This is a genomic window from uncultured Mobiluncus sp. (assembly GCF_947087965.1).
GTDB lineage: Bacteria > Actinomycetota > Actinomycetes > Actinomycetales > Actinomycetaceae > Mobiluncus.
Genome location: NZ_CAMUES010000009.1, coordinates 12,594 through 38,176 on the forward strand (window position 1 = coordinate 12,594; position 25,583 = coordinate 38,176).

Here is a 25,583-nt window from a genome sequence, read left to right on the forward strand (position 1 = left end):
CTGACGCGAGCCGTCGAAGTGGTCTAGCATTTAGTTTATGAACACAAAGAAGTCTTCAGCTCGTAAACCCTTTGGCCGTCCCAGCAAAGATACCTATGACGTCATCGTCGTTGGTTCCGGAGCTGCCGGCCTGTCCGCTTCTCTGACCGCCGCGAGGCGTGGTCTGAAAGTTTTGATGGTCGAAAAAAGCGACCAGTGGGGAGGTTCGACCTCCAAATCCGCCGGCATGGTGTGGGTACCCGGAAACAACGTTTTCGCTCGACTCGGAGGCTCGGATTCCACTGACCTGGGCCGCCAATACATGAAGGCAACGGTGGGGGACTGCACCAGCGATGAAATGATTGACACCTTCCTGGAGGAAGGCAAGAAGTGCATGGACTTCCTCACCGCTTCGTGCCCCTACCTGGAGTTTAGGCGGATGGAAGGCTACCCCGACTATTGGCTGGACGCCCCGGGCGCGGCCAAAAACGGGCGCGGCGTCGAAGCGGGTGCTTTCGATACCCGCCTGTTGGGGCCGTGGGAGAAAACTCACGTCAAGGCGTACTTCCGCCCCATGTCTCCGGTGGACATGAACTCTTATGATTCGGCCGATTTGCTGCTGGCCATGACCGACCTGCGTCCCTGGGTGCGGGGTATGAAACTGTTGTGGCGCAACCTGAAACATTACGCCAAAGGCGAGCGCCCGCTCACTATGGGCGCGGGCTTGACCGCTGCCATTATGTACTCCGTCCTGCGTGAGGGAGTGGAAGTGAAACTGCAAAACGCCCTGGTCGACTTCCTCACCGAGGGCGGCGATGCAGGCAAGAAAGGCAAAGGGGAGGAGCGCGTGACCGGCGTCGTACTGGAACACAACGGCACCCGGTACCAAATCAACGCGACCCACGGCGTCATCCTGGCTTGTGGCGGCTTTGAACGCAACGAAGCGATGCGGCAAAAGTATCAACGCCACCCCATCACCGGCACCTGGACCGTAGGCGTGGAAGGCAACACGGGCGACGGCATCGAACTGGGTATGAAACACGGCGCGGCCATCGACAACATGGCTGATGCCATCTGGTCGCCGGTCATTAAGCTGCCGCGCACCGAAGGGTTCCAGCCCATCGTGATTGAGGACGAGGAACGCTTCATCATTCCCGACCGCTCCCTGCCGCACACCCTGATGGTCAACGGCAAGGGCAAGCGGTTCATGAACGAAGCCCTGCCCTATTGCGCGGCCGGCCAAGGCCTGTACGGCGGTGTCTTTGGGAAAGGCGAGGGCGACGCCGAAAACATGCCGGCATGGCTGATTTTCGATCAGCAGTTCCGTGACAAATACTTCTTTGCCTACGGTCATATGCCCCGCGTAGAACTGCCCGACATCTATTACGAATCCGGCGCCCTGGTGCGCCGCGACACCCTGGATGAGCTGGCCGAAGCCATCGACGTGCCGCCAGACGCCTTAGCAGAGACGATTGAGCGGTTCAACGGTTTCGCAGACCGCGGCATCGACGAGGACTTCCATCGTGGCGAAAACGAACACGACAAGTTCTATGCCAACCGCTACCATCACCCGAACCCCTCGCTGGGACGCTTGGAAAAGGGTCCGTTCTATGCCACCCAGGTGTACCCCGGCGACATCGGCACCGCCGGCGGTTTGGTCATCGACACCAAAGCCCGCGTCACGCGTGAGGACGGCAGTGTTATCCCCGGCCTGATGGCGGCTGGCAACACGACCAAGTCGGTCATCGGACACACCTACACGGCCGGAGGCACCTCCATCGGGGCCGCGCTGGTCTTTGGTTACATCGCCGCCAACACCGCTGCTGACGAGGCTTTCGCCGACAATCCGGTGTTCGTAGCGCACTAGCCCTACCGGGCCAACAGACTTTCCGGGAACTTCACCGCGTGGTGAGGTTCCCGGATTGTTTTGTAGCGTGTGCACTGTCATGTGTGTACTGTCGGGGGAACGGTGGTGAGGCTGGCGGAAAAACGTGGGTAAAATGAACAGAGAATGTCCCCAAACCGACTGAGGGAGAGCCACTATGTCCACGCTGGAGTCCGCGCAGCACCGAAAACCGTTGCGCCTGGAAGTGGCCAATGCGCGCCAACCTCGTGAGAACCATCCGCGCTGGCTGCGGGTGGTGGCAAAAGCCGGGCCGGAATACCAGGAAATGCGTTCCCTTATGCAGGGGGCGGGGCTGCACACGGTTTGCGCCGAAGCGGGATGCCCCAACATTTTTGAATGCTGGGAAGACCGGGAGGCGACTTTCCTCATTGGCGGGGCCGTGTGTACGCGCCGGTGCGGGTTTTGCGACGTGGCTTCGGGCAAGCCGGAGGGCTACGACCGTGACGAGCCGCGCCGCCTCGCGGAAACGGTCAAGCATCTGGGGCTGAAATATGTGACGGTCACCGGAGTGTCTCGCGATGACCTGGAAAACGGGGCGTCGTGGCTCTATGCCGAGTCGGTCCGCCAGATTCGCGCGCTCTGTCCCGAAACCGGAGTGGAACTGCTGGTCGACGATTTTCAAGGCAAAACTGCGGCCCTGGAGGAAGTTTTTGCGAGCGAGCCCCAAGTCTTTGGCCACAACTTGGAAACTGTGGCGCGCCTGATGCACACGGTGCGTCCCGCGTTCACCTACGCGCGCTCCTTGGACGTCATCACCCAAGCCAAACAGTTTGGGCTCATCACGAAGTCGAACCTGATGCTGGGGCTGGGCGAAGAACCCGAGGAAATAGAAGCGACCATGCGCGATATGCTGAACGCGGGGGTAGATATCTTAACCCTGACCCAATACTTGCGCCCCTCCGAGCGGTACCTGCCGGTGGTGCGCTGGGTCAAGCCCGAAGAATTTGTGCAGCTCAAGGAGCTGGCGTTGGACATGGGGTTTGCTGCGTGCATGTCGGGGCCGCTGGTGCGCTCCTCGTATCGTGCCGGCAAACTGTGGGCCCAGGCGATGCGGCACTACGAGCGTTTCATTCCGCCCCAGTTCGCGCATCTGGAACAGGACCGACCGCCGGCTCGTCAAGAAGCCGAAGCGGTCGTGGAACGGGAAAAACAGCGGCAATCGCGCGCCTGAGTGCGCGGGCGGGTGTTTCGGGGGTTATTGGAACAGCGCCAGAAGGCCTTGCCGGTCAGGTTTGCCGTTCGAGTTTAGCGGGATATGGTTCACGAGGCGCAAGGCTCGGGGGAGTTCCGCTTTCGTCAGGTGAGAGCGGGCGAAGTCTTGGAGTTGTTCCAAGTTGAGCGGTTCCGCGTTTTCGGGTGTGTCGGGGGTTTGCACCACCACCGCGGCCACGATTTCACCCCAAGTCGGGTCGGGAACCCCGACGACCCGCGCTTCTGACACCCCCGGATGACGCGAGAGCACCGCGGCGACCCGCTGGGAAAAGACCTTTTCCCCGCCGGAGTTAATCGTGTCGGTCAGGCGTCCCACCAGGTGAAGGAAACCGTCAGCATCAAAAAATCCCAAGTCCCCGGTCCGTAACCAGCCCGTATGCGAGTCAATGAGGGCGGCGTTCAGTTCCGGATTGCGGAAGTATTCCCGCGTCACGCTGGGGCCGCGGCATTCCAGCTGGCCAATCACCCCAGGTTCGACCGGTTTTCCCGCTCCATCAACAGCACGCAGCTCGATATGCGGAAACGCCCGGCCTACCGCCAGCTCGCGCCCCGCCATGATGTCCGTGGTCAGGGCGGCTCCCGACGCGCTTTGCTCGGTCATGCCCCAAATGTTGATGGGGTTCCACCCCAAGCCAATCATGTCAGCGGCCAGCTGTTCATCCCACGGCGCGCCGCCCACCAGGGCTTTTGTGAACCGTGACGTGTCTATCGGCCGCCCGGATTGCGCCGCCTGCCGGACCTCGCGCACCAGCATCCGGTACATGGTCGGCACCGCGAACATCATCTGGACACGATACTTCTCGATAGCGGCGAGGACGGCGGCCGCATCAAACTTTTCAAAAATGACGATCGTGCCGCCGTGGGAAAAAATATCCGTAGTCGTGCCGTTGAACCCGCCGATGTGCGACAGGGGAGCCGTGACCGCCTCGACGGTGGCCGGAGAATACTCGAACACTTCGCGGAAATTCGTGCAGCCCCACCACAGATTTTTGTACGTCAGCAGCGTGCCTTTCGGGTGAGCGGAGGTGCCGGAGGTATAGATAATCGCGCCGGGCACGTCCTCTCCGCACTCGGGCAGGTTGTCGAGCATTTTGGTGGCCGCGAGCGCCAATGTTACGGGCGGGGCCGAGTCATCGCGCGGCTCTAGGCAATCCTCCAGGTCAGAGTACGTCACGAGGCGGGGGCGAGGGTTCGCGGTGAGGTCGCAGCCCGTCAGCTTTTCGTGCTGGGCGGGGTCACAAATGATGATTTTCGGTTCACAATGCGCCAGGATTTTCGCCAACTCCGGGGCTGGGAGATTTTGATCCAAGGGCACTGTAATCGCCGGAATGGCCGCGGCGGCCACGAAAGTCAGCAGATGCCAGGGGGAGTTTTTTCCAATCACGACCACGCGCTCGCCGGGCGCAACGCCCCAAGACCGGAACTGGAGTGCCAGCTGGGTGGCGCGCGCCAGTGTTTGGGCCACGTTCCAAGTCGGCGGGGCAAAACTAGGCTCAGCGATGGTCTCGGCGCTGACTCCCTGGGCAATCCAAATCATCGAAGTGCGTCCAGGGTGGCGTAAAGCGGCTGCTTGCAGGAATTTCATCGGGGAATAATCGACCACAGTTCTAGGTTACCAACGGGAGCAAATCGAAGTTCGCTAGGATGAGAGTATGCAAAATACCGGATTGACCGTAGGTGAAATTTGTGAGTGGATGGACGCGCGTTTTGCGCCCGAGTTGCAGGAAGATTGGGACCGGGTCGGGCTGATTTGCGGGGATCGGGATGACCCGGTGACGCGGATTCTGCTCGCGGTGGACCCGGTCGAGCCGGTCGTTGACGAGGCCCTCGAGTGGGGGGCGCAGCTGGTCATTACACACCACCCCTTGTTCCTGCGTGGCACTTCTTTTGTGTCTACTGATACTGCCAAAGGCCGGGTGGTACATCGCCTGATTCGCGGCGGGGCTGCCCTGTTTAACGCCCACACGAATGCGGACTCGGCGCGTGATGGGGTGGCGGACGCTCTGGCCCAAGCAGCGGGACTCAACCCGCAGACCTGGCGGCCGCTGCAGCCCGCCCCCGCCGACACGTCCTTGGGCATCGGAAGAGTCGGTCCGGTCACGCCCACCACGGTGGGTGAGGTCGCCAGTCGCCTGGCGAACCTATTACCCGATTCACCAGCAGGTTTACTGGTGGCGGGCGACTTTGACCGCGCAGTCAAGACGGTGGCGGTCAGCGGCGGGTCGGGTCAATCCCTGCTGCCCGCAGCCCTAGATGCCGGCGCGGATGTGTTCGTAACCGCCGATTTGCGCCACCACCCGGCGCTAGATTTCCTGGAGATGGACGGGGCTCCCGCCCTCATCATGCCGTCGCATTGGGCCAGTGAATGGTTGTGGCTGCCCCGCTTAGAAACCGCGTTGAACCTGTGGGCCGGTGAAATCGGGAAACCCCTGGAAACAAAAATCAGCACGGTCATTTCCGAACCCTGGGACGCCTATATCTCCACCGTTACCGAGGACGAGACTGAGCCGGACGATGCCGGCTGCAGTTCGATAAACTAATAGCCGAAATCAAGTTACGATTTAGGAAAAGACCCCCGAGAATCTGCAAGGAAGAAGTCAATGAAAGCTGCGCCCGAAGACCAAGAAAAACTTTTGGACCTGCAGGTCCTGGATCGAAAAATTGCCGGCTTGAAACACGCTCTGGACAGCATTCCGGCCGCGGCGCGTCTGGAACAAATCAAGGCTGAGCAGGACAAGCTGCGCACCGCGCTGGCTTTGGCGACTTCCGCCCGCAACGACTTGAACCGGGCTTTGAAACAAGCCGAAGGGGAAGTCAGCAAAGTTCAAGAACGGGCGAAAACTCAACGTGAACGCTTGGATTCGGGTCAGTTGAGCCCCAAAGAGATGGAACGCATCCAAGCTGAACTCGCTCAGTTAGCGACGCGTCAGGGCGAACTGGAAGACAGCGCCCTGGACGCGTTGGACGCGCTGGAACGCGCTAGTGAAAAAGTGAAACTGGTGGAAAACCGCCGGGCGGAACTGGCTGGTGAGTTCGACGAAGCACAAGCCGAAGCGGGCAGCGCTGCCGGCGAACTGCAGCAGGAACTGACCGGTCAGCAAACCCAGCGAGACGAACTGGCCGCCACCCTACCCGCCGATTTGCTGCGGGAATACGAAACTTGCAAACGGGCGACCGGGGGAATTGGGGTAGTAGCGGTCAGCGGGAACCAGTCGGTCGGGATGGATTTGGAATTTTCGATGGCGGAAATCTCGCGTTTAAACATCGCGGCTCCTGATGATGTCATCGTCAGCGAGGACCACGAAATTATTTTGGTGCGTAAGTAGTACAATAATCGGGCGGAAAAGCCGGGCAGGTAGCCGCGGGCGAGTCATTCGATGAGCCCGAGGAAAGTCCGGACTCCACAGGGCAGGGTGATGGCTAACGGCCACCCGGGGTGACCCGCGGGACAGTGCCACAGAAAGCGAAACCGCCCCACCGGGCTTATGCACGGCGGGGTAAGGGTGAAAAGGCGAGGTAAGAGCTCACCGCGCGGCTGGCGACAGTCGTGGCAGGGTAAACCCCACCCGGAGCAAGGCCAAGCAGCAGGCTGGGCGGCCCGTTCAAAGCCTGCGGGTAGGCTGCTAGAGAGGTCGGGTAACCGGCCTTCCAGAGAAATGGCTACCGGCGCGCGGCGGCAACAAAGCGCGTTACAGAATCCGGCTTATGCCCGGCTTTTCCGCTCAAATCAGCCGGTTCGCAACTGCCGGGGCACAAGCGGGGGAGGCGGCCTCGCCGGGCAATGGCAGTTTCGGGTTCGCCGGCAATGCCGAATGTAAAATGCTCCGGGGCACCGCAGCACCCCGGAGCAAAACAGCAGTCTGTTCGGTTTACACCCCAGCGGCCAGCGCGGCAGCCCCCGCAATGCCAGCCTGGTTACGCAGTTGAGCGGGGATAATCGGGGTCTTCAGATCCAGCAGGGGCAGGAACTTGTTGTGCTGACGGGACACGCCGCCGCCAACCACGAACAAATCAGGGCTGAACAGCATCTCGAGCTGAGAATAATATTTTTGCAGGCGCTTGGACCACTGCTTAAAGGACAGTTTCTTGGCTGACTTTACCCCAGAGGAAGCGCGGCTCTCAGCATCTTTGCCATCAATCTCAATATGTCCCAGCTCGCTGTTAGGAACCAGAATCCCGTTATAAATGAGCGCGGTGCCAATCCCAGTGCCCAAAGTGGTGACGATGACCAGGCCGGGCACATCGCGGGCCGCCCCGTAACGGACTTCTGCGTAACCTGCAGCATCAGCGTCATTCACACACTTGACCATGTGACCGGTGTACTTGCGCAACAGGACGCGGACATCAATGCCAGCCCACCCCTGGTCAAGATTAGCAATAAACGGAACCAAATCATTCTTAACCGGAGCCGGAATCGTCAGGCCCAACGGCATATCCTCAGGAACGCCCTTTTCCTCAATAATCTGACGGCACACTTCCGCCACGGCCTGGGGGGTCGAGTGTGCCGGGGTTTTAATTCTCAGGCGATCGCCAATGAAATCGCCAGTTTCCAAATCTACATAAGCGCCTTTAATACCGGAGCCGCCAACATCAATCCCAAATCCAGTTGCCACAAAAGTCCCTTTCGCGTGGGGATGAACTGGCAAATACTCTAGGGTAAAGGCCGTGATTTCACCAAATCACAGCCTGGTACCGGTAAAAATCACGTACTCGCCAGGGACCTTGGACAGTACAAAAGAAAATCAATCCTGATGGTTGCTGGGCCAGGTGAGAATCTCTCCGCCGTCCTCGCGCACCACCAAGGTGTGTTCAAACTGGGCGGTGCGTCCCCGGTCGCGGGTCACTACGGTCCAGCCGTCCCGCCACTGTTCCCAAGCGATTGAGCCCATAGTCAACATCGGTTCAATGGTGAAAACCATGCCCTCTTCCATAACCGTGTCATAGCGGGGGGAATCGTAATGCGGAATAATCAGCCCGCTGTGAAAAGCCTCTCCGACACCGTGACCGGTGAAATCCTGCACTACTCCGTATTCAAACCGGCTGGCATAGGACTCGATAATTCGCCCGATAACGTTGATGGAACGTCCCGGTTTGCAGACCTTAATGGCGCGCATCATGGCTTCTTTGGTGCAGTCGATGAGCTGCTGGGACTCGGGGTCAATCGTCCCGACCGGGAACATGGCACAAGTATCGCCGTGGACCCCGTCCTTGTAAGCGGTGATGTCCAGGTTGATGATGTCGCCCTCCTCCAGCGGCCGGTCGTCCGGGATTCCGTGGCAGATACATTCATTGACCGAGGTGCAGATGGATTTACGAAATCCCATATAGCCCAGGCAGGACGGATAAGCGCCGTGATCACAAATAAACTCGTGCGCCACCCGGTCCAAAGCATCGGTAGTCACGCCAGGAGCGATGTACTTGGCGGTCTCCACGATGGCGTCGGCCGCGATACGCCCAGCTTGGCGGATTTTTTCAATCGTTTCCTCGCTCTTAACGTCGGAGGCCGTGACCCGTTCCGGGCCGTCGTGAAACATATATTCCGGACGGTCAATGTGAGAGGGGACTGGCAAGGTAGCGGAAATGCGTCCCGGTTTCAGGTTTCCCAAGGGCGCACGGCGGGCCAGTTCGTCAGTTCGAGTTTTCTTGTGTAACACGGTAGTCATTCTTTCGATTCAAAAGTTCTCAGGTCGCCTCTCGGGGACGGCCTAGTTTTCATGGTAGTTTTCCGGGGCCGGGAAAGTCCGGTTCACCACGGCGTCACGGTAGCTTTGGGCAGCGTGTTTCAGCTCCGCCCCCACTTGACCGAACACCTGAGCGAACGAGGGTTTCCAGTCCTGCATTCCCGCCATGTCAGTCCACACCAGGACCTGTCCGGCAGCGTCTGGACCAGCGCCGATACCGATGATGGGCACGTTGAGCTGATCAATGGCGGCGCGAGTGGTCGCGGCGGGAACCATCTCAAACACAATCGAGAACACCCCCGCCTCTTGCAAAGCCAACGCGTCCGCAACCAAGGCCGGAGCGGCATCGTCACGCCCCTGCATGCGTTTGCCGCCCAAGTGGTTTTCAGACTGCGGGGTGAAACCGAGATGCCCCATCACGTTGATACCCGCATCCACGATGGCTTTGACCTGGGGTAGGATACGACGTCCCCCCTCCAGCTTCACCGCAGCAGCTCCGGCACGCACCAACGCGACCGCAGTATCCACGGCTTGGGCGGGGCTGGACTCGTAAGACCCAAAAGGCATATCCGCCACAACCAAAGCTCGGGAAGCCCCTGCCGCGACCGCGGCAGTGGCGCGAACCATATCGTCTAAGGTCACCCCGACGGTGGAGGACATTCCCAACATAGTGGTCCCGTAAGAATCCCCGACCAAAATCATGTCGATTTCGGCCGAATCAATAATCCTCGCGGTAATCGCGTCGTAGGCGGTCAGCATCGTCAGCGGACGTCCGGCAGCAAAGTATTGCTGGACGTGCTGGACGCGAAACGGTTTTCCGGGCTTGGGGCCAATGTCTGGATTATCTTTGTGCATAGTCACTCCTTGAGTCTGTCCCTATACATCCTATGACTTTGCCGGGGGCGATAGTTCCTCAGATAGACTTTCCCTCAGCATCAGATGGCGAAACGTTTTAAGATATTGGCAGACTGGGTACAGTCACCAGCAAGTATGAGAAAGGCGAAAACACATGGGTTGCACGACGATTTTGGTTGGGAAAAAGGCTTCGGCGGACGGGTCGACGATTATGGCTCGGACCGACGACTCGGGGCACGGCTCTTTTGAAGCGAAACGATTTGAGGTCATAGCACCCGAGGATTTGCCAAAAACCTACCGTTCGGTCCTGTCCCACGTGGAGATTCCCCTGCCGGAAAACGGTTTGCGCTACACCCGTTTCCCCGATGCTGATACCCACAAAGGCCTGTGGGCGGGCGCGGGGATCAACTCGGCTCGCGTCTCGATGACCGCCACCGAGACCTTGACCTCGAACGAGCGTGTGCTGGGCGCCGACCCGCTGGTTGAGTTGCGTGAAGCCCAAGGCGAGGAGGGCCAGGATGGTTTCGTTCCGGAACAGCCCGGCGGTATCGGTGAAGAAGACATGGTGGTGTTGGTGCTGCCCTACATTAAGACGGCTCGTGAAGGCGTGCTGCGTTTGGGGGAGTTGCTGCAACAGTACGGCACTTACGAGATGAACGGCATCGGTTTTGCCGATAACGACGACGTGTGGTGGCTCGAGACGGTGGGGGGACATCACTGGTTGGCGCGTCGCCTGCCGGAGGAATGCTATGCCGTCATCGCTAACCAGTTCAGCCTAGACGACTTCGATTTTGACGATGCCCTCGGGGAGGGGCGCGATTACCTGTGCTCGCCCGATTTGCGGGAATTTGTGGCGGACAACCACCTGGATACCGCGCAAACTGACGGCCAGCCGGCTCAGCGTTTCAATCCTCGCCTGGCTTTCGGGTCACGTTCGGATTCGGATCACACCTACAACACGCCGCGAGTGTGGGCGTTGCAGCGGTTCCTCAACCCCACGGACGTGTCTCGGTTTGGTTTCCACGGGGATTCCCGCCCGGATTCAGACGACTTGGATTGGTGCCTGATTCCAGAACGCCTCATCACTATGGAGGACGTGAAATACACCCAGTCCTACCACTATCAAGGCACTCCGTTTAATCCTTACGCGAGGGCGGAGCAAGCTCTGATAGGCGGCGCTGACCAACGCGGTATGTATCGCCCGATTGGGATCAACCGTACCAATTTCGTGGCTGCCCTCCAGATTCGTCCCGAAAAACCCGCCGCCACCACCGGGCTGAACTGGATAGCCTACGGGGCCATGCCGTTCAACGCCCTGGTGCCGTTCTATGCCAACGTGCGGCACACCCCGGAGTATCTGGAGGCGACGACCCAGCGGGTCACCACCGAACATCACTATTGGGCCAATCGGATTATTGCCGCCCTGGTGGACGCTCACTATCATCAGACGATTCCGCACGTGGAGCGTTACCAGCAGAAGGTCGTGGCGGCGGCTTTACAGATTGTGGCGCGTACCGACCGGGCGGTGGCTGAGCTGGGTGAAGACGCGGCGAACAACATGGAAGATTCCCGCGTTTACGAACTGCTGGAGGCCGCTAATGCCGAAATTGCAGACCTGCTGAAACGGGAAACGGACGACCTGCTGGATAAAGTCCTGTTTGACGCCAGCCTCAATATGCACAATTCGTTCTCGCGTGATGATGCCTGAACTGGCGAGAAGTTTCAGATGAGGAGCCGAAGTTGAAAAAATCGATAGTCATTTATAACCCCGTGAAAGTCGGGGACGAAGACGAGTTTACAGCCGGTTTGAACGCGGCGGCCCAACAGCACGATTTCACCGTGGAATACCTCACCACCAGCGTTGACGACCCCGGCTTTGCGATGGCCGCGCAGGCTCGAGAGATGCATCCCGACCTGGTCATCGCCGCGGGCGGGGACGGCACCGTGCGCGTGGTCAGCACCGAGATGCGTCACAGCGAGATTCCGGTGGCGGTATTGCCAGCGGGGACCACGAACCTTTTGGCGCGAAACCTCAACGTGCCTTTGGATATGAAAGCCGCCATGGAACTGGCGTTCACGGGGGAAAAAGTCTCGATGGACATCGTGAAGGTGCATAACGAAACTTCCCGTAAACCTTGGTATTTCACGGGTATGGCAGGGATTGGGATAGACGCCGAAGTCATGCATCACGTGGATGAGGGGCTGAAAAAGGTGGTCGGTCCCGTGGCCTACGTCATGTCCTTTTTCAGGCAGGTCAACAACTCTGTGCATCGCTGCCGGTTCCGCATTGACGGCAAGCAGATTTTGAAACGTAACGTGATTATTTTCATGGTCGGCAACACCTCGGAGCTGACCGGCGGAATCCAGCTATTTCCCGATGCCACTCCCTTTGACGGTTCCCTAGATTTGCTGATTGGGGCCCCGCAGGGAGTCGGCGGCTGGTGGCGCGTAGTCAAGAACGTGGTTTTGAGGCTGGGACGGCACAACAGCACGCTGGAGTATTTCAGCGGCAAACGCTTCGAAGTCTTGTTGCATAAGCCGGCGGTGTGGGAGATGGACGGTGACCCCGAAGCAGCGGCGCGGCACTGGGTTTTCCAGGTCGTTCCGCAGGCCATCACGGTTGTCGCCGGGAACCCGGTCTCATAGAGCGGATAAAATCGCGAATTCGTTAGAATAGCACGGAAAACTCGGCGTTGCGCGAGGATTTACCACCCAAAACGCGAGGATTTACCATCACGTCAGACTCCGGCAATTTTTACAGCGCCGCTGCCACAAAAACCAATACTGAAATCGCCACTTCGGTCAGCCCGATGACTCGCGGTCGCCAGGGCTTGCCGCGCCGGCGTGCCTGCCAGGGGAACCAAATCGAACGAGCTAATGTCACCAGCCATGCGACTGCTACCAGAGGAGATACCCAAGACAGAGCGGCGAAAAGCAGCGCAGCGGCAAAACCTAGGGCGTGCGAAATTATCGAAATGACCAGGAAACGCTGGTTACCACGCTGCCGAAAAATCGTCTTTACGTAGGGAACTGAAGCTGCATAATAGGCTGTGAGCTGCACAGCTACTGATATTGCCGCCGGCCAACCCCGTAAAACAGTGGATAGAGCGTGTCCGCCCAGAGCAGATGCCTCGTGAACCCCGTACATCGCGTCCTGACCCATCCGCAAAGCCGCAGCCATCAAGCCGCAGTGATAGGCAACTAAGGTCATCAGTCCTGCTGCCAGGATAATCGTCAGACGCGCTCCCAAACCGCGTTCTCGCCCGCAGCGCACCTCACCAGCCCAAATCCCGATGAGGATAGCGAAAGCCGGAATCCAACAGCAGAGTAGCGGCAGCATCGCCAGGACTCCTATTCCCAGCACCCCAACCAGGATTCCGTAAATCAAAACGGGGTATCGTAAGGATTTCTTCCGAGGATTCTTAATCAGGCGTAGCGCCGAAAATACAAAGAAGAAACCAATCATCCACGTGGAGAGCAGCAGCGCATGCTGCCAGGCCCATCCGCCAAGCGTTGCCCCGAATAGCGCCGGAACGGTGACGATGAACCAAGCCCCATGCTGATTGGGTAGCCAGGTGCGCAAAACAGACCTAACTTTTCGGTTTTCACGAGCAAGGGGTAGGGTCATGACCTCGAGCCTAGGCTTATTCTGGGAGGGATTACGAAAAAACTGGCTATCTAGCTGTCCATCAACTGATCGAGCAGGGCGCCGACCTGAGCGGAGTTGTCTTCCATAGTCTCCAGATGCTTTTTCATCAGTTCGCTGTCGCCTGCTATAAAGGCCTCGACCGCAGCCTTACCAGAAACGTGGGTACCTTCGTGAACACCCTCGAGCTGTTGGAAACAGGGCTGTCCTGAGTAGTCGAGGTGACCGCGCCCCTCGTAATACCACTTGCCCAAGCGGCAAGTGTGCGAGGAGGAAATCCCCTCCGGGTTCGGCTCAGCAATTCCGGTAACTTGACGGTAAATCCCCAACTTAAAGATGAAGTGGTCGAGTTTCACCACCGAAACAAATGAATCCGTAGTCACGTGCGCAATCGAGTCTGCCATCGAGGAAACTTTTTCTCCCACCGCGGTCGCGGTCTGGCTGGATTTTTCTTCGAATTCTTTGGATTCGTCAATAGCCTCCGTGATGTTTTCCAGGGCGCTGGCGGTGCCCTCGGTGATGGAAGTAACCAAGGCGCCAATTTCCTGGGTGGCACTGGCGGTCCGTTCTGCCAAAGTGCGCACTTCTCCTGCCACCACGGCGAAACCACGGCCCGCTTCACCTGCGCGTGCCGCTTCAATGGTGGCGTTCAGAGCCAGCAAATTTGTTTGCGAAGCGATACCTTCGATTTGCTGCACAAAATTATGAATCGACTCGGAAGCCTTGGACAAGGCCTCCATGTTCCCGCCCATATCCTGCAGCTTTTTGAAAATGTCCCCGGCACCGTTGGCCATGTCGTGCAAATCGCGGGTTGATTCCGCCACGATTCGACGGGCTTCCGCAGTATCGGCGGAATCTGCGTCCAATTCGGACACAATCTTGCCCAGGGAATCGCGGACATTTTCCGCCGATCCGAAGCATCGAGCCAGAGGGTCATGAGTACTCTGGGTGAAGGCCTGTTTTTGGCTCAGTTCACTGAGAGCGGTATCTTGAGATTCTTTCTCAGCCTGAAGCTCAGCGAGCTCAGTGCGGAGGCGCTCAATCTCTGCCTGTAAGCGTTGCGTTTCCACTGCGGTTTTGGCTTTTTTCACTTTGGTATCCTTGACTAAAAAAATTCTGGAAATACAGTAAATAATTTATCTCATCAGGCGCCTTTTCTGTATACATTTCGCCGGTTTTTTACCTTTCCGGTACACAATTTATTCGTTCACCCCCAAGAGTGCCGCGGAATCAGCGGTGGCATTGAAAAATCTTGATTACCGGGCGGGCCGGGATTTCGACTAAAGTTGAAAGGGTTTTGAGCTGGCTCGGAGTCAAGGAAATCGAGGAAAAATGAGCGAAAACGTGTTGAGTCCGCTGGATACAGAGGGTTTGGAACGGGAAGTCACCGCGGCTTTACAGGACATCGCGGCGGCCGCCGATGTGGAGTCGTTGAAAGCGGTGCGTTCCCGCTACAACGGCGACAAAGCGCCCTTGACCCTGGCAAAGAAACTTATCGGGAAACTCGATCCTCAGGATAAAGCCACCGCGGGTCAGAACTTGGGGGCTGCCCAAGGGCGGGTCCGGGCGGCTCTGGACGCCAAACAGATCGAACTGCAGGAAGCCGCGCAAGAGGCAGCTTTGGAGGCGGAGACCGTGGACGTGAGCGTGTTGTCCTCGCGTCACCCGCTGGGATCGCGCCACCCGCTGATGGTGTTGGAAGAGGAAGTCGCGGACTTTTTCGTGTCTCTGGGGTGGGACATTGCGGCTGGTCCCCAAGTGGAACACGAGTGGTTCAACTTTGATGCGTTGAACTTCGATGCCGATCACCCGGCACGTCAGATGCAAGACACTCTCTATGTCGATTCCACTTCCGTGGGGGGCAGCGCGGAAAACCCCGCCAACCTGGTGTTGCGCACACACACCTCCCCGGTTCAGGCGCGTCTGTTGACGACCCGCGAGTTGCCGATTTACGTGGCTATTCCCGGCAAAGTCTTTCGCGCTGACGAACTTGACCCCACCCACTCTCCGGTGTTTAACCAGGTGGAGGGCTTGGCGGTGGATCAGGGTCTAACGATGGCGGACTTGAAGGGGACTCTGGATCACTTTGCCCGCGCCATGTTCGGCCCGGAGGCGAAAACCCGCTTCAGACCATCGTTCTTTCCCTTCACCGAACCTTCCGCGGAGGTAGACCTGTGGTTCCCGCAAAAGAAAGGAGGCCCCGGCTGGATTGAGTGGGGCGGTTGCGGCATGGTGAATCCGAATGTGCTGCGTGCCTGCGGGATTGACACAGAGGTTTATCAGGGATTTGCTTTCGGGATGGGCATTGAGCGCACGCTGATGCTGCGTCACGGCATAGAGGATATGCACGACATCGTGGAAGGCGACGTGAGGTTCTCAGATCAGTTCGGCGTGAATGGAAAGGGGCGCTAAAAATGGCTTTTGTTTCGATTGAATGGTTGCGTCGGTGGACGGAAGTTCCCGCGGACACCAGCGCGTCCCAACTCGCAAAAGACCTGGTAAAGGTCGGTCTGGAAGAGGAAACGATCCACACGTCCGGGGTGACGGGTCCGCTGGTGTGCGGCCGGGTGGCCTCGATGGTTCCCGAAACGGCTTCCAACGGTAAAACCGTCAACTACTGCCGGGTAGACGTGGGTGAGGAATTTAACGATGCGCCCGGCACCGGCAAGGAGCCCTCCGACATTCCCAGCCGCAGTATCATTTGCGGGGCACACAACTTCAAAGAGGGCGATCATGTGGTGGTTTCTCTGCCGGGAGCCGTGCTGCCCGGCGATTTTGCCATCGCCACCCGGAAAACTTACGGACATATTTCGGACGGCATGATTTGTTCGGCTCGTGAGTTGGGTTTAGGCGAGGAATTTGATGGCATCATCGTTTTGGAGGAGTACCTGGGCGAGCGCGGTGTGCAAGTTCCCACCCCCGGCACCGATATGCTGCCCATCTTGGGACTGAACCAGGAACTTTTGGAAATCAACATCACCCCCGACCGTGGCTACTGTTTCTCGATGCGCGGGGTAGGTCGTGAATGCAGTCACTCCACGGGCGCAAAGTTTATCGACTGGGGCTTGGCTGAAAACCTGAAAAACGGCTTGCCCGCGGCCAATGATTCCGGCTTCCCGGTCGAAATCGAGGACGCGGCTCCGATTCGCGGCCATGTGGGGTGCAATCGGTTCGTGGCGCGGATAGTGCGCGGACTGAATCCGAGCGCCCCCACGCCGCAGTGGATGGTGGCACGGCTGGAATCGGCGGGAATGCGTTCCATATCTTTGCCAGTTGATGTGACGAACTACGTCATGTTGGACCTGGGTCAGCCCATGCACGCTTATGACCTGGACAAAGTGACCGGCCCCATTGTGGTGCGCCGAGCCCGTCAAGGCGAACAGCACACTACCTTGGACGACGTAGAACGCACCTTGGACGCGGAGGATCTGTTGATTACTGACTGCCAGGGCGGTCACGGCGCGCGTGTGCTTGGCATCGCTGGAGTGATGGGTGGCGCGGAAACGGAGATGACCGAAACCTCCACGAACGTTCTGTTGGAAGCGGCGCATTTCGACGCGGTGTCCGTGGCTCGTTCGGCGCGCCGTCACAAGCTGCCCTCCGAGGCTTCAAAGCGTTTCGAGCGCGGTTCCGACCCCGAACTTCCGCCGGTGGCGGCTCAGTATGCGGCCGAGCTACTGGTGGAATACGGCGGTGGCACCATTGACGCGGGGGTCACCGACGTCAACAACGTCACGCCCCAACCAACCGTGACCTTGCCTTTTGCGGCCGCAACTCAACTCGTCGGGGTGGACTACGCGCCCGAGAGGGTGGAGGAACTCTTGCGTGCCATTGGCTGTGACGTTACTAAGTCCAGCGATGACACGTTCGCGGTCATGCCCCCCTCGTGGCGTCCCGATTTGGTCGGTGGTCCCGCCCATCTAATTGAAGAAATTGCCCGACTGGACGGCTACGACAAGATTCCTTCCGTGGTGCCGGTCGGACCCGCCAAGATTGGTAACCCGGCGCCGCTGCGAACCCGTCGTGAGGTCAGTGATACGTTGGCCGAAGCGGGTTTGACCGAAGTCATGACTTACCCCTTCTTGGGCAATGAACACGATTTGATGGGGCTGCCGGCCGATGATCCGCGCCGCGACACCGTCAAGCTGGCCAACCCGCTGGCTGATGATGCCCCCGCACTGCGCAGTTCTCTGCTGGATACCTTGCTGAACACGGCTTCGCGCAATGTGTCTCGCGGCAATCCGCGGGTGGCGATTTTTGAGTTGGACCAGGTCGTTAGTGCGCAGGGAGTCGTTCCGGCGCCGATTCCCGGAGTGGAGGAAAAGCCCAGCGACGAAGTTATGCAGGCGCTGCGAGCGGGAGTGCCGAAGCAACCCTGGCACGTGGCGGCGGTGCTGGCGGGAAACGCTATAGAAGCCAGCCCTCACGACGCGGCGCGGGCCTGGGACTGGGCGGACGCTATCGAGCTGGCGATTCGCGTTGCGGTTTCGCAAGGTTTGGCGGTGCGTCCCGAAGCCCTGGGCGCCGGGGGACAAGCCACGGTCGCCGCGCCTTTCCACCCCGGACGGGTCGCGCAAATTCGCGTAGGGGCGCTCACCGGGGGAAAGGTGCTGGGCTACGCCGGCGAACTGCACCCCAAGGTGTGCCAAAACTTCGGCCTGCCGCCTCGGACTTGCGCATTTGAACTGGATCTGGACGCGATTGAAAAGTCCCGCCCCAAGGACGCGTTCCAGCTGCGTCCCGTCTCGACATTCCCGGTCGCCAAGGAAGACTTGGCTTTCGTCGTGAAGCAAGACGTTCCCGCGCTGAAGGTCTATAACGCCATCGCGAAGGCCGGTGAAGGGCTAGTTGAGGAACTGCGCTTGTTCGATGTGTTTGAGAATGCGGAACAGCTGGGGGAGGATCGGAAATCCCTGGCCTTTGCGTTGCGGCTGCGTGCCGCTGACCATACGCTGAGCCCTCAGGAAATCAAGGAAACCCGAAACCGCATCATCAAGAAGGTCGAGAAAACCTGCCAGGCGACCCTGCGCTAGGAGCCTCGGAACAATCTGCCCCAGCCGGGTGCAGTGGGTGACGCAACTTAAGGAGTAAGCGTGGCTAACCAGAATTCACGAGGTCGAAAGCGTTTCCTCATCGGAGTGATTCTGGTTCTGGTCCTGGTACTGGCGGGCGGTGCCGCGTTCCTACTGTGGAACGGGAACGCGAAAGGTTCGTGGCGCCTGGACAGCGCTTGGGCCGGCCAGAACCTGAATCATCCGGGGCCGGTAGGGGAACGGATGCTGGCGGGTGCCGTAGCCTACCTAGATACCGCGCCGAATTATGATGGTTCCAAAGTGTATCCCGGCGGGGTGCCCAATGACGGCACCGGGGTGTGCACCGATGTGGTGTGGTACGCCGCCAAAGCGGCGGGAATGGACTTGCGCGAACTGGTTGACGCGGATCGGCGGGCTGACCCGCAGGCGTACGCCGCCACGGCTCCGAAGGACGAGATTCCCAATCCAGACATTGATTACCGCCGCGTGCGCAATCTCATCGTCTATTTCGACCGTCACGCCCAGAGCCTGACCACCGACACAACGGACGTGGCGTCTTGGCAGCCCGGAGACGTCGTGGTGTGGAAAGAGCACGTGGCGGTTATCTCAGATAGACGCAACGCCCAGGGTTTACCCTATGTTTTGCACCACGAAGGTAACGGGATTTGGTCCCACTATGAAGCGGATGCTTTTCGGCAACGCGGGAAACCCTGGCGGCACTATCGGCTAGAATCCTTGGGTGCGCAACTCGCCGGGCACTAGTTTGCCAGGGCGTTTTTGGTCCTTTCACGCCGATACCCAGACCCTTTAGCATAAATATGCAACTCTATGAATAAACATGTATAGTGGTGTTATGGCAGAGATTTCAGGCAAAAAGGTCAAAGTCGCAGTCGCGGGCGCTTCCGGTTTCGCCGGCGGTGAGCTGCTGCGATTACTGTTGAATCACCCCCAGGTGGAAATCGGAGCTCTAACGGCGGCGTCCTCAGCCGGCGAGCCGTTGGGAAAGCATCACCCCCATCTGTTCTCATTGGCGCAACGAGTGCTGGAGTCTACAGATGTTGAGAATCTGGCGGGACACGATGTCGTTTTCTTAGGGCTTCCGCATGGGGCTTCGGGTCAGGTGACACGCGCCCTGCGCGATGCCGGGGTGAAGTCCCTGCTCATTGACTGCGGGGCGGATCACCGTTTGACCGACCCGGCCGCGTGGCGGGACTACTACCATTCGGAACCCGAAGAACCTTGGACGTATTCGCTGCCGGAGCTGCTGCATGCTAATGAACGTGCGGCACAGGCACAGCGTGACGCGTTGCGTCAGGCCTCGGAGATTGCGGTACCGGGGTGCAATGTGACCGCGGTGACTCTGGCGTTGCAGCCGGCGGTGTGGGCAGGACTGGTGGATACGTCTGACATCGTGGCGAACCTTGCGGTGGGCTATTCTGGGGCTGGCAAAGCCATGAAATCTCACTTGCTGGCTGTGGCGGCATTCGGCAACGCCCAAGGCTATTCTATGGCTGGCGTACACCGGCATATCCCCGAAATCGCACAGAATTTCCGAGTCTCCGGCGCCACCGAAGTCAAGCTCAGTTTCACCCCCGTACTGGTTCCCATGAATCGCGGCATTCTCGCTACCGTTACCGCGCCCCTGGTTGGGACTGGTGACCCGAGCGAACTGCGGCGCGCCTATCACGAAGTTTGTGACAAAGAACCCCTATTGGAATTCCTTCCCGAGGGCAGTTGGCCCACCGTGTCGATGGTGAGCGGCTGCGCCAAAGCTGCCATCCAAATGGCGGTGGATGAACGCGCTGGTAAAGTTGTGGCGCAATGCGCTATCGATAACTTGGGCAAAGGCACCGCAGCGGGCGCCATTCAGGGCATGAATCTGGCTTTGGGATTCCCGGAGTTGACCGGGGTTCCGGTGGTATCAACCGCGCCGTAAACACTATTTTGTAAATTTATACAGGATAGCTTATATTTATGAAAACTGTTTAGGAAACAGTCGTACCAGGAGGAAACGCAATGAGTGTGACTTTCCCGAGAGGATTCGAGGCTAGCGGAGCTCACGTGGGCCTGCGCGGCAAACTGCACCCGGACATGGCTATTGTCAGGAATCTAGGTCCTGACTACACCGTGTCGGGAGTGTTTACTTCCAATCGTGTGTTTGCCGCTCCGGTGGGTTGGGACCGGAAAATCGTTGCGGGTGGCCAGGCTCAAGCGGTAGTCATTAACTCGGCAATCGCCAACGCTTGTACTGGTGAACAGGGGGATCGGGATGCCGCCGCGACGGCAGCGCATCTGGGTCAGGTCCTGGGCGTGGCTGAAAATGAATGTTTGGTGTGCTCCACCGGAATCATCGGACGAGCTCTAGATATGCCAAAAATAACTGCTGGAATTGATACAGTCGCTGCCAAACTGCGTGCGGATGGGGGCGACGAAGCGGCCGAAGCTATCCTCACTACTGACACGAAGTCGAAAACGGCCACCCACGAAAATCCTTCCGGTTGGAAAATCGGCGGCATGGCGAAAGGCGCCGGAATGTTGGCTCCCGCCCTGGCGACCATGATTGTAATAATCACCACCGACGCGGTTTGGGACGGTGCCACCCTGCAGACGATGCTGTCCGACACGGTTGAAAAAACGTTTAACCGTCTCGACTCGGACGGCTGTATGTCCACCAACGACACCGTGCTGCTACTGGCATCCGGCGCTTCCGGAATCAAGCCTGACCCGGACGAGTTCGCCACCGGCCTTATGCAGGTCTGCAAAAGCCTGGCCCTGCAGTTACTGGGAGACGCCGAGGGAGCCCACCATGATATCGAGATTCGGGTGACCGGGGCGGCCAGTGAAGCGGGCGCACTCGAGGCCGCCCGGACGATTTCGCGGTCCAACCTGGTGAAAACCGCCGTGTACGGCAACGACCCAAACTGGGGGCGTATTCTGTCCCAGCTGGGCACAGTGCCGGAAGACGTCTTGCCTTTCGACCCGGCTCATGTGGATGTTGCCATCAACGGCGTGAAAGTCTGTAAAAACGGGGGAATCGGTGAGGACCCCTACTCGGTTGACATGAGCCCGCGAGAGTGCCAAATCTTGGTCGAGCTGCACGCCGGTCAGGAAGAGGCCCACTTGTGGACCAGTGACTTGACCCAGGAATACGTGCATATCAACGGGGATTACACCACGTAACCAACCCTGGGGGGACAATTCCCAGCCTAACGACACGGTCCAGGACTGAATAATGGAAGGAACGCGATGATTACGCCGATACAAAAGACCGAAGTGCTGCTGGAGGCCATGCCGTGGCTACGCAGTTACCGCGGCGCTACCGTCGTCATCAAATACGGCGGCAACGCGATGGTCAACGAAGACTTGCGTCGTGCTTTCGCTGCTGACATTCAGTTCCTGCACCAGGTCGGTTTGCGGACGGTCGTGGTACACGGCGGAGGTCCGCAGATTACGGAGATGCTGGACCGTCTGGGTTTGGAGGCGCCGTTCATCAACGGCTACCGGGTGACGACCCCGGAAGTCATGGAGGTCGTGCGCATGGTCCTCACCGGCAAGGTTCAGCGTGAGCTCGTGGGCTTGCTCAATGTTGAGGAATCTCTGGCAATTGGGCTCACCGGTGAGGACGCCGGCCTATTTGGGGCGCGGAAACGCCACTGCGAACCAGGCTGCGACCTGGGACTGGTCGGGGATATCGTCAATGTTCATCCCCGTGCTGTCGTGGATCTGCTGGAACGGGGCAACATTCCGGTCATTTCCTCCATCGCCCCTTCCGTTGACGACCCTAACGTCGTGCTGAACGTCAACGCCGACGCGGTCGCGGCGGCCCTGGCTATCGGATTAAAGGCGCGCAAGCTCATTATCCTCACCGATGTCGAGGGACTTTACCGGGATATTGATAACCCGGCATCCCTCATCAGATACTTGACCGCCAGCGAATTGGCGCGCATGCTGCCAACTTTGAAATCGGGAATGGTGCCAAAAATGCAGGCCTGTCTCGATGCTGTGCAGGGCGGCGTGTCTCGAGCGACTATCATTGACGGCCGCCTGGCTCACTCCATGCTCCTCGAAATCGTGACCGATCAAGGAACCGGTACCGAGGTTATCCCCGATAATCTCCGTCCGTCGGGCCTTCATAATGGTGAGCCTCTGCCCACGATACAGTTCCGGTGAGCCTTGCCTCATACCTCCGAACCAGCCTAGTGAAAGAAGTAAAAATGGACGTCAAAGAGTGGATTTCGCGCTACGAAAACTCGATTATGAATACTTTCGGGACTCCGAAAACCGTGTTGACCCGCGGGGCGGGCTGCTTCGTGTGGGACGAGGACGGCCATCAGTACCTCGACTTGTTGGGCGGCATTGCGGTCAACGCGCTGGGACACGGACACCCGAATATCGTCACTGCTTTGCACGAACAGGTCGAAACGTTAGGCCACGTCAGCAACTATTTTGCGACCCAACCTCAGATTGAGGCCGCAGAGCGGATTTTGTCCATAGTCGAGCCCGGAGGGGCTCCGCAGGGTTCCCGCGTGTTCTTTACCAACTCTGGTACCGAAGCGCTGGAGGCGGCGTTTAAGTTGGCGCGAGCGCGCGGAGGAGCTGCGCGAAGCAGGTTCCTCGCGTTGGAAAACTCTTTCCACGGCCGTACCATGGGAGCCCTGTCATTGACCTACAAATCGATTTTCCGCGATCCTTTCCTGCCGATGCCCGCCGAAGTTGATTTCCTGCCTTACAACATCGCTGCTCTGGAACGCGCTTTTGACGGGGAGCGGGGAGAGTCCATCGCGGCTCTGTTCATCGAGCCGATTCAAGGCGAAGCCGGGGTGCGTCCGATTTCTGACGATTTCCTCAAGGTCGCGCGCGAAGTAACGGCCCGTGCCGGCGCCCTGCTGGTTTTGGATGAAGTGCAAACCGGCATGGGGCGGACAGGAGCCTGGATGGCTCACCACACGGCGGGAATAGTTCCGGACGTAGTGACGTTGGCAAAAGGGCTGGGCGCCGGGTTCCCGGTCGGGGCTTGCGTGGCTCTTAACGCCGAGGCGGCAGGCGTGTTAAAGCCGGGGATGCACGGTTCAACTTTTGCGGGAAATCCGCTGGCTGGAGCCTCCGTGTTGGCGATGATTAACACGGTTGAAGAGGAAGGCCTGCTGTCTAATGTGCAAAACGTAGGGGAAATCTGGAAACGTGAAATCCTCGCACTGGAGCACCCCCTCATCAGCGAAGTTCGAGGGCGGGGCTTGCTGCTGGGAATCGGGTTGCGCAATCCTCTGGCCAAACTGCTGGCAGATGAACTGTTCAGAGCCGGATTCATCGTGAACGCCCCGGATACGTTCACCATTCGTCTGGCGCCGCCGCTTATAATCAACCCCTCTCAGACCCGCATGTTTACCCAAGCGCTGCCGGAAATCTTGGACCGGGTGCAGCGCCAGGCAGACGAAGAAATTCGACTCGGAGTTCCTCGTGTCTGAAAACCTGGTAGTCCAATCGAAAATTGCTCGCCACAGTGCTATTTCCCGGCTGTTGGCGGATAACGTGGTGCGCTCTCAAGGGGCTTTGCAAATTCTGCTGGAAAACGCCGGGTTCTCGGTCACACAAGCGACGCTATCGCGCGACCTGGAGGAACTTGCGGCTACTAAAGTGCGTGATGAAAAGGGAGATTTACGCTACGTTTTGGGCGGCGTGCGCACTGCCGCAGATATGCCGTTGCAGCTGCCGGGAACGTTGGAACGTTGGTGCGCCCCGCTTTTGATTCAGGCGACTCAGGCCATGAATCAGGTGGTGCTGCGCACTCCGCCAGCCACAGCCGGCACTCTGGCATCGGTCATTGACAAGGAAAATCTGGAACACGTGTTGGGCTGCTTAGCGGGCGACAATACCATTTTGGTCATCTGCGATAGCGTGGAATCCGCCAAAGAACTGCGCGATAAGCTGCGAGGCCTGGCCAAGCGCTAGACCTACATATTATTTCCCCAGATTTAAAACCTCAAGAACACAATTTTTAGACCTATTTATCGAAAATGAGAAAGAGAGAGAACAATGACTGAACGGGTAGTGCTGGCTTATTCCGGCGGTTTGGACACTTCGGTGGCTATTGGCTGGATGAAAGACAAGCTCGGTGTGGACACGATTGCGGTGTCGGTTGATGTGGGCCAAGGCGGCGAGGATATGGATGTGATTCGCCAGCGCGCTCTTGATTGCGGGGCGGTGGAAGCCTACATCGCTGACGCCAAAGACGAGTTCGCCACCGAGTACTGTATGCCCTCTCTGCAAACCAACGGCCTGTACCAAGGCCAATACCCCCTGATCTCGGCACTGTCCCGGCCGCTCATCGCCAAACACCTGGTGATGGCAGCCAAACAGTTCGGTGCCACTACCATGGCTCACGGTTGCACCGGAAAGGGCAATGATCAGGTTCGTTTCGAGGTGTCATTTACCTCGCTGGCGCCGGACTTGAAATGCGTGTCGCCGATTCGTGATTTGTCCCTGCAGCGCGACGTGTCGATTGCCTACGCGGAGAAACATCACCTGCCCATCGAAGCAACGAAACACAACCCCTTCTCGATTGACCAAAACTTGTGGGGCAGGGCTATCGAAACCGGCTTCTTAGAGGACCTGTGGAACGCCCCCACCAAAGATGTGTACAACTACACCGATGATCCGGCATTCGCGGGAATCCCTGATGAAGTAATCATTACTTTTGAAAAGGGCATTCCCGTGGCGATTGATGGGGTAAAAATGACTCCGCTACAGGTCATCCAAGAGATGAACCGGCGTGCCGGTGCCCAGGGTATTGGGCGTATTGATGTGGTGGAGGATCGTCTGATTGGGATTAAATCGCACGAAATCTATGAAGCTCCCGGCGCGATTGCCCTGATTACTGCCCATCAAGCCTTGGAAGCCGTGACCCTGGAGCGGATGCAGCTGCGCTACAAGCGTCAGATGGTGGAGCCGGCGTGGTCTGATTTGGTTTACGAGGCTCAATGGAATTCGCCTCTCAAGAAATCCTTGGACGCGTTTGTGGCGCACACTCAAGAATACGTGTCCGGCGAAATTCGGATGGTCATGCACGCCGGGCGGGCGGTGGTCAATGGGCGTCGTTCTGAGGCTTCCCTCTACGATTTCAAACTGGCGACCTACGATTCTGGGGATTCATTTAACCAGGACGCGGCGCGCGGTTTCATTGAACTTTACGGATTGCAGTCCAAGCTGGCCGCGGCGCGTGACGTGAGGTATGGCAAGGGCATCACGCTGCAGGCCTCGCACCTCTAAGTCCC

At 58.6% G+C, this 25,583-nt stretch carries 21 protein-coding genes and 1 other RNA gene; 16 read left to right on the forward strand and 6 right to left on the reverse strand.

Annotation, left to right across the window (positions count from 1 at the left end; all coding sequences use genetic code 11):
* Positions 1–37: 37 nt before the first annotated feature.
* Positions 38–1,846 (forward strand): FAD-dependent oxidoreductase, encoded by a 1,809-nt coding sequence (locus Q0V70_RS08995; protein ID WP_297590959.1) that lies wholly within the window; start codon positions 38–40, stop codon positions 1,844–1,846.
* Between the two features lie 175 nt (positions 1,847–2,021).
* Positions 2,022–3,056 carry a lipoyl synthase gene (lipA, locus tag Q0V70_RS09000; RefSeq protein ID WP_297590961.1) on the forward strand — a complete coding sequence of 345 codons (1,035 nt, stop codon included), beginning with the start codon at positions 2,022–2,024 and terminating at the stop codon, positions 3,054–3,056.
* A 24-nt stretch (positions 3,057–3,080) separates the two neighbouring features.
* On the opposite strand, the gene Q0V70_RS09005 is transcribed toward lipA, so the two are convergent.
* Positions 3,081–4,700, reverse strand: coding sequence for a class I adenylate-forming enzyme family protein (locus tag Q0V70_RS09005; protein WP_297590965.1), 1,620 nt, complete (start codon positions 4,698–4,700; stop codon positions 3,081–3,083).
* Positions 4,701–4,749: 49 nt separating this feature from the next.
* Here Q0V70_RS09005 and Q0V70_RS09010 point away from each other — a divergent pair, with 49 nt between their 5' ends.
* From Q0V70_RS09010 to rnpB, 3 genes are all read left to right on the forward strand, one after another.
* Positions 4,750–5,637 (forward strand): Nif3-like dinuclear metal center hexameric protein, encoded by an 888-nt coding sequence (locus Q0V70_RS09010; protein WP_297590967.1) that lies wholly within the window; start codon positions 4,750–4,752, stop codon positions 5,635–5,637.
* 60 nt (positions 5,638–5,697) lie between these two features.
* Positions 5,698–6,423 (forward strand): zinc ribbon domain-containing protein, encoded by a 726-nt coding sequence (locus Q0V70_RS09015; protein WP_297590970.1) that lies wholly within the window; start codon positions 5,698–5,700, stop codon positions 6,421–6,423.
* Between the two features lie 17 nt (positions 6,424–6,440).
* Positions 6,441–6,818: RNase P RNA component class A (rnpB, locus tag Q0V70_RS09020), an RNA gene on the forward strand.
* Positions 6,819–6,966: 148 nt separating this feature from the next.
* Here the strand turns inward: rnpB and ppgK are convergent.
* The 3 genes from ppgK to panB all read right to left on the reverse strand — a co-directional run bounded on the left by ppgK (position 6,967) and on the right by panB (position 9,633).
* Positions 6,967–7,710 (reverse strand): polyphosphate--glucose phosphotransferase, encoded by a 744-nt coding sequence (gene ppgK, locus Q0V70_RS09025; protein WP_297590973.1) that lies wholly within the window; start codon positions 7,708–7,710, stop codon positions 6,967–6,969.
* A gap of 129 nt (positions 7,711–7,839) precedes the next feature.
* Positions 7,840–8,760: a type I methionyl aminopeptidase gene (map, locus tag Q0V70_RS09030; protein ID WP_297590977.1), complete on the reverse strand. Its 921-nt coding sequence runs from the start codon at positions 8,758–8,760 to the stop codon at positions 7,840–7,842.
* Between the two features lie 42 nt (positions 8,761–8,802).
* On the reverse strand, positions 8,803–9,633 hold the full coding sequence (gene panB / locus Q0V70_RS09035) for a 3-methyl-2-oxobutanoate hydroxymethyltransferase (protein ID WP_297590980.1): 831 nt from the start codon (positions 9,631–9,633) through the stop codon (positions 8,803–8,805).
* A 154-nt stretch (positions 9,634–9,787) separates the two neighbouring features.
* Here panB and Q0V70_RS09040 point away from each other — a divergent pair, with 154 nt between their 5' ends.
* On the forward strand, positions 9,788–11,341 hold the full coding sequence (locus Q0V70_RS09040; RefSeq protein WP_297590983.1) for a C69 family dipeptidase: 1,554 nt from the start codon (positions 9,788–9,790) through the stop codon (positions 11,339–11,341).
* Between the two features lie 32 nt (positions 11,342–11,373).
* On the forward strand, positions 11,374–12,279 hold the full coding sequence (locus tag Q0V70_RS09045) for a diacylglycerol kinase family protein (protein WP_297590986.1): 906 nt from the start codon (positions 11,374–11,376) through the stop codon (positions 12,277–12,279).
* 109 nt (positions 12,280–12,388) lie between these two features.
* On the opposite strand, the gene Q0V70_RS09050 is transcribed toward Q0V70_RS09045, so the two are convergent.
* Positions 12,389–13,261, reverse strand: a complete 873-nt coding sequence (locus tag Q0V70_RS09050) for a YwiC-like family protein (RefSeq protein ID WP_297590988.1) — start codon at positions 13,259–13,261, stop codon at positions 12,389–12,391.
* 50 nt (positions 13,262–13,311) lie between these two features.
* Entirely contained in the window at positions 13,312–14,370 is a 1,059-nt protein-coding gene (locus tag Q0V70_RS09055; protein WP_297590991.1) for a methyl-accepting chemotaxis protein, read from the reverse strand.
* A 241-nt stretch (positions 14,371–14,611) separates the two neighbouring features.
* On the opposite strand from Q0V70_RS09055, the gene pheS reads away from it, so the two are divergent.
* The 9 genes from pheS to Q0V70_RS09100 all read left to right on the forward strand — a co-directional run bounded on the left by pheS (position 14,612) and on the right by Q0V70_RS09100 (position 25,578).
* A complete protein-coding gene (pheS, locus tag Q0V70_RS09060; RefSeq protein ID WP_297590993.1) occupies positions 14,612–15,691 on the forward strand; it encodes a phenylalanine--tRNA ligase subunit alpha in 1,080 nt (359 codons plus the stop codon).
* 2 nt (positions 15,692–15,693) lie between these two features.
* Positions 15,694–18,312 carry a phenylalanine--tRNA ligase subunit beta gene (gene pheT, locus Q0V70_RS09065; protein ID WP_297590995.1) on the forward strand — a complete coding sequence of 873 codons (2,619 nt, stop codon included), beginning with the start codon at positions 15,694–15,696 and terminating at the stop codon, positions 18,310–18,312.
* A 60-nt stretch (positions 18,313–18,372) separates the two neighbouring features.
* The gene (locus Q0V70_RS09070; protein WP_297590996.1) at positions 18,373–19,074 is read left to right on the forward strand and encodes a DUF1287 domain-containing protein; all 702 of its coding nucleotides are present in this window, start codon (positions 18,373–18,375) and stop codon (positions 19,072–19,074) included.
* 91 nt (positions 19,075–19,165) lie between these two features.
* Positions 19,166–20,248, forward strand: coding sequence for an N-acetyl-gamma-glutamyl-phosphate reductase (argC, locus tag Q0V70_RS09075; RefSeq protein ID WP_297590999.1), 1,083 nt, complete (start codon positions 19,166–19,168; stop codon positions 20,246–20,248).
* An 80-nt stretch (positions 20,249–20,328) separates the two neighbouring features.
* Positions 20,329–21,492 (forward strand): bifunctional glutamate N-acetyltransferase/amino-acid acetyltransferase ArgJ, encoded by a 1,164-nt coding sequence (argJ, locus tag Q0V70_RS09080; protein WP_297591001.1) that lies wholly within the window; start codon positions 20,329–20,331, stop codon positions 21,490–21,492.
* Positions 21,493–21,558: 66 nt separating this feature from the next.
* Positions 21,559–22,482 carry an acetylglutamate kinase gene (gene argB / locus Q0V70_RS09085; protein WP_297591003.1) on the forward strand — a complete coding sequence of 308 codons (924 nt, stop codon included), beginning with the start codon at positions 21,559–21,561 and terminating at the stop codon, positions 22,480–22,482.
* A 44-nt stretch (positions 22,483–22,526) separates the two neighbouring features.
* On the forward strand, positions 22,527–23,777 hold the full coding sequence (locus Q0V70_RS09090) for an acetylornithine transaminase (protein WP_297591006.1): 1,251 nt from the start codon (positions 22,527–22,529) through the stop codon (positions 23,775–23,777).
* Positions 23,770–24,261 (forward strand): arginine repressor, encoded by a 492-nt coding sequence (locus Q0V70_RS09095; RefSeq protein WP_295027357.1) that lies wholly within the window; start codon positions 23,770–23,772, stop codon positions 24,259–24,261. Before Q0V70_RS09090 ends, Q0V70_RS09095 begins: the two co-directional genes overlap by 8 nt.
* Positions 24,262–24,345: 84 nt before the next feature.
* A complete protein-coding gene (locus Q0V70_RS09100) occupies positions 24,346–25,578 on the forward strand; it encodes an argininosuccinate synthase (RefSeq protein ID WP_297591009.1) in 1,233 nt (410 codons plus the stop codon).
* Positions 25,579–25,583: the final 5 nt, after the last annotated feature.

Coding starts and splice junctions, on each gene's coding strand:
- Q0V70_RS08995 (WP_297590959.1), top strand. CDS start 38: ATGAACACAAAGAAGTCTTCAGCTCGTAAACCCTTTGGCCGTCCCAGC.
- lipA (WP_297590961.1), top strand. CDS start 2,022: ATGTCCACGCTGGAGTCCGCGCAGCACCGAAAACCGTTGCGCCTGGAA.
- Q0V70_RS09010 (WP_297590967.1), top strand. CDS start 4,750: ATGCAAAATACCGGATTGACCGTAGGTGAAATTTGTGAGTGGATGGAC.
- Q0V70_RS09015 (WP_297590970.1), top strand. CDS start 5,698: ATGAAAGCTGCGCCCGAAGACCAAGAAAAACTTTTGGACCTGCAGGTC.
- map (WP_297590977.1), bottom strand. CDS start 8,760: ATGACTACCGTGTTACACAAGAAAACTCGAACTGACGAACTGGCCCGC.
- panB (WP_297590980.1), bottom strand. CDS start 9,633: ATGCACAAAGATAATCCAGACATTGGCCCCAAGCCCGGAAAACCGTTT.
- Q0V70_RS09040 (WP_297590983.1), top strand. CDS start 9,788: ATGGGTTGCACGACGATTTTGGTTGGGAAAAAGGCTTCGGCGGACGGG.
- Q0V70_RS09050 (WP_297590988.1), bottom strand. CDS start 13,261: ATGACCCTACCCCTTGCTCGTGAAAACCGAAAAGTTAGGTCTGTTTTG.
- pheS (WP_297590993.1), top strand. CDS start 14,612: ATGAGCGAAAACGTGTTGAGTCCGCTGGATACAGAGGGTTTGGAACGG.
- pheT (WP_297590995.1), top strand. CDS start 15,694: ATGGCTTTTGTTTCGATTGAATGGTTGCGTCGGTGGACGGAAGTTCCC.
- argC (WP_297590999.1), top strand. CDS start 19,166: ATGGCAGAGATTTCAGGCAAAAAGGTCAAAGTCGCAGTCGCGGGCGCT.
- argJ (WP_297591001.1), top strand. CDS start 20,329: ATGAGTGTGACTTTCCCGAGAGGATTCGAGGCTAGCGGAGCTCACGTG.
- argB (WP_297591003.1), top strand. CDS start 21,559: ATGATTACGCCGATACAAAAGACCGAAGTGCTGCTGGAGGCCATGCCG.
- Q0V70_RS09090 (WP_297591006.1), top strand. CDS start 22,527: ATGGACGTCAAAGAGTGGATTTCGCGCTACGAAAACTCGATTATGAAT.
- Q0V70_RS09100 (WP_297591009.1), top strand. CDS start 24,346: ATGACTGAACGGGTAGTGCTGGCTTATTCCGGCGGTTTGGACACTTCG.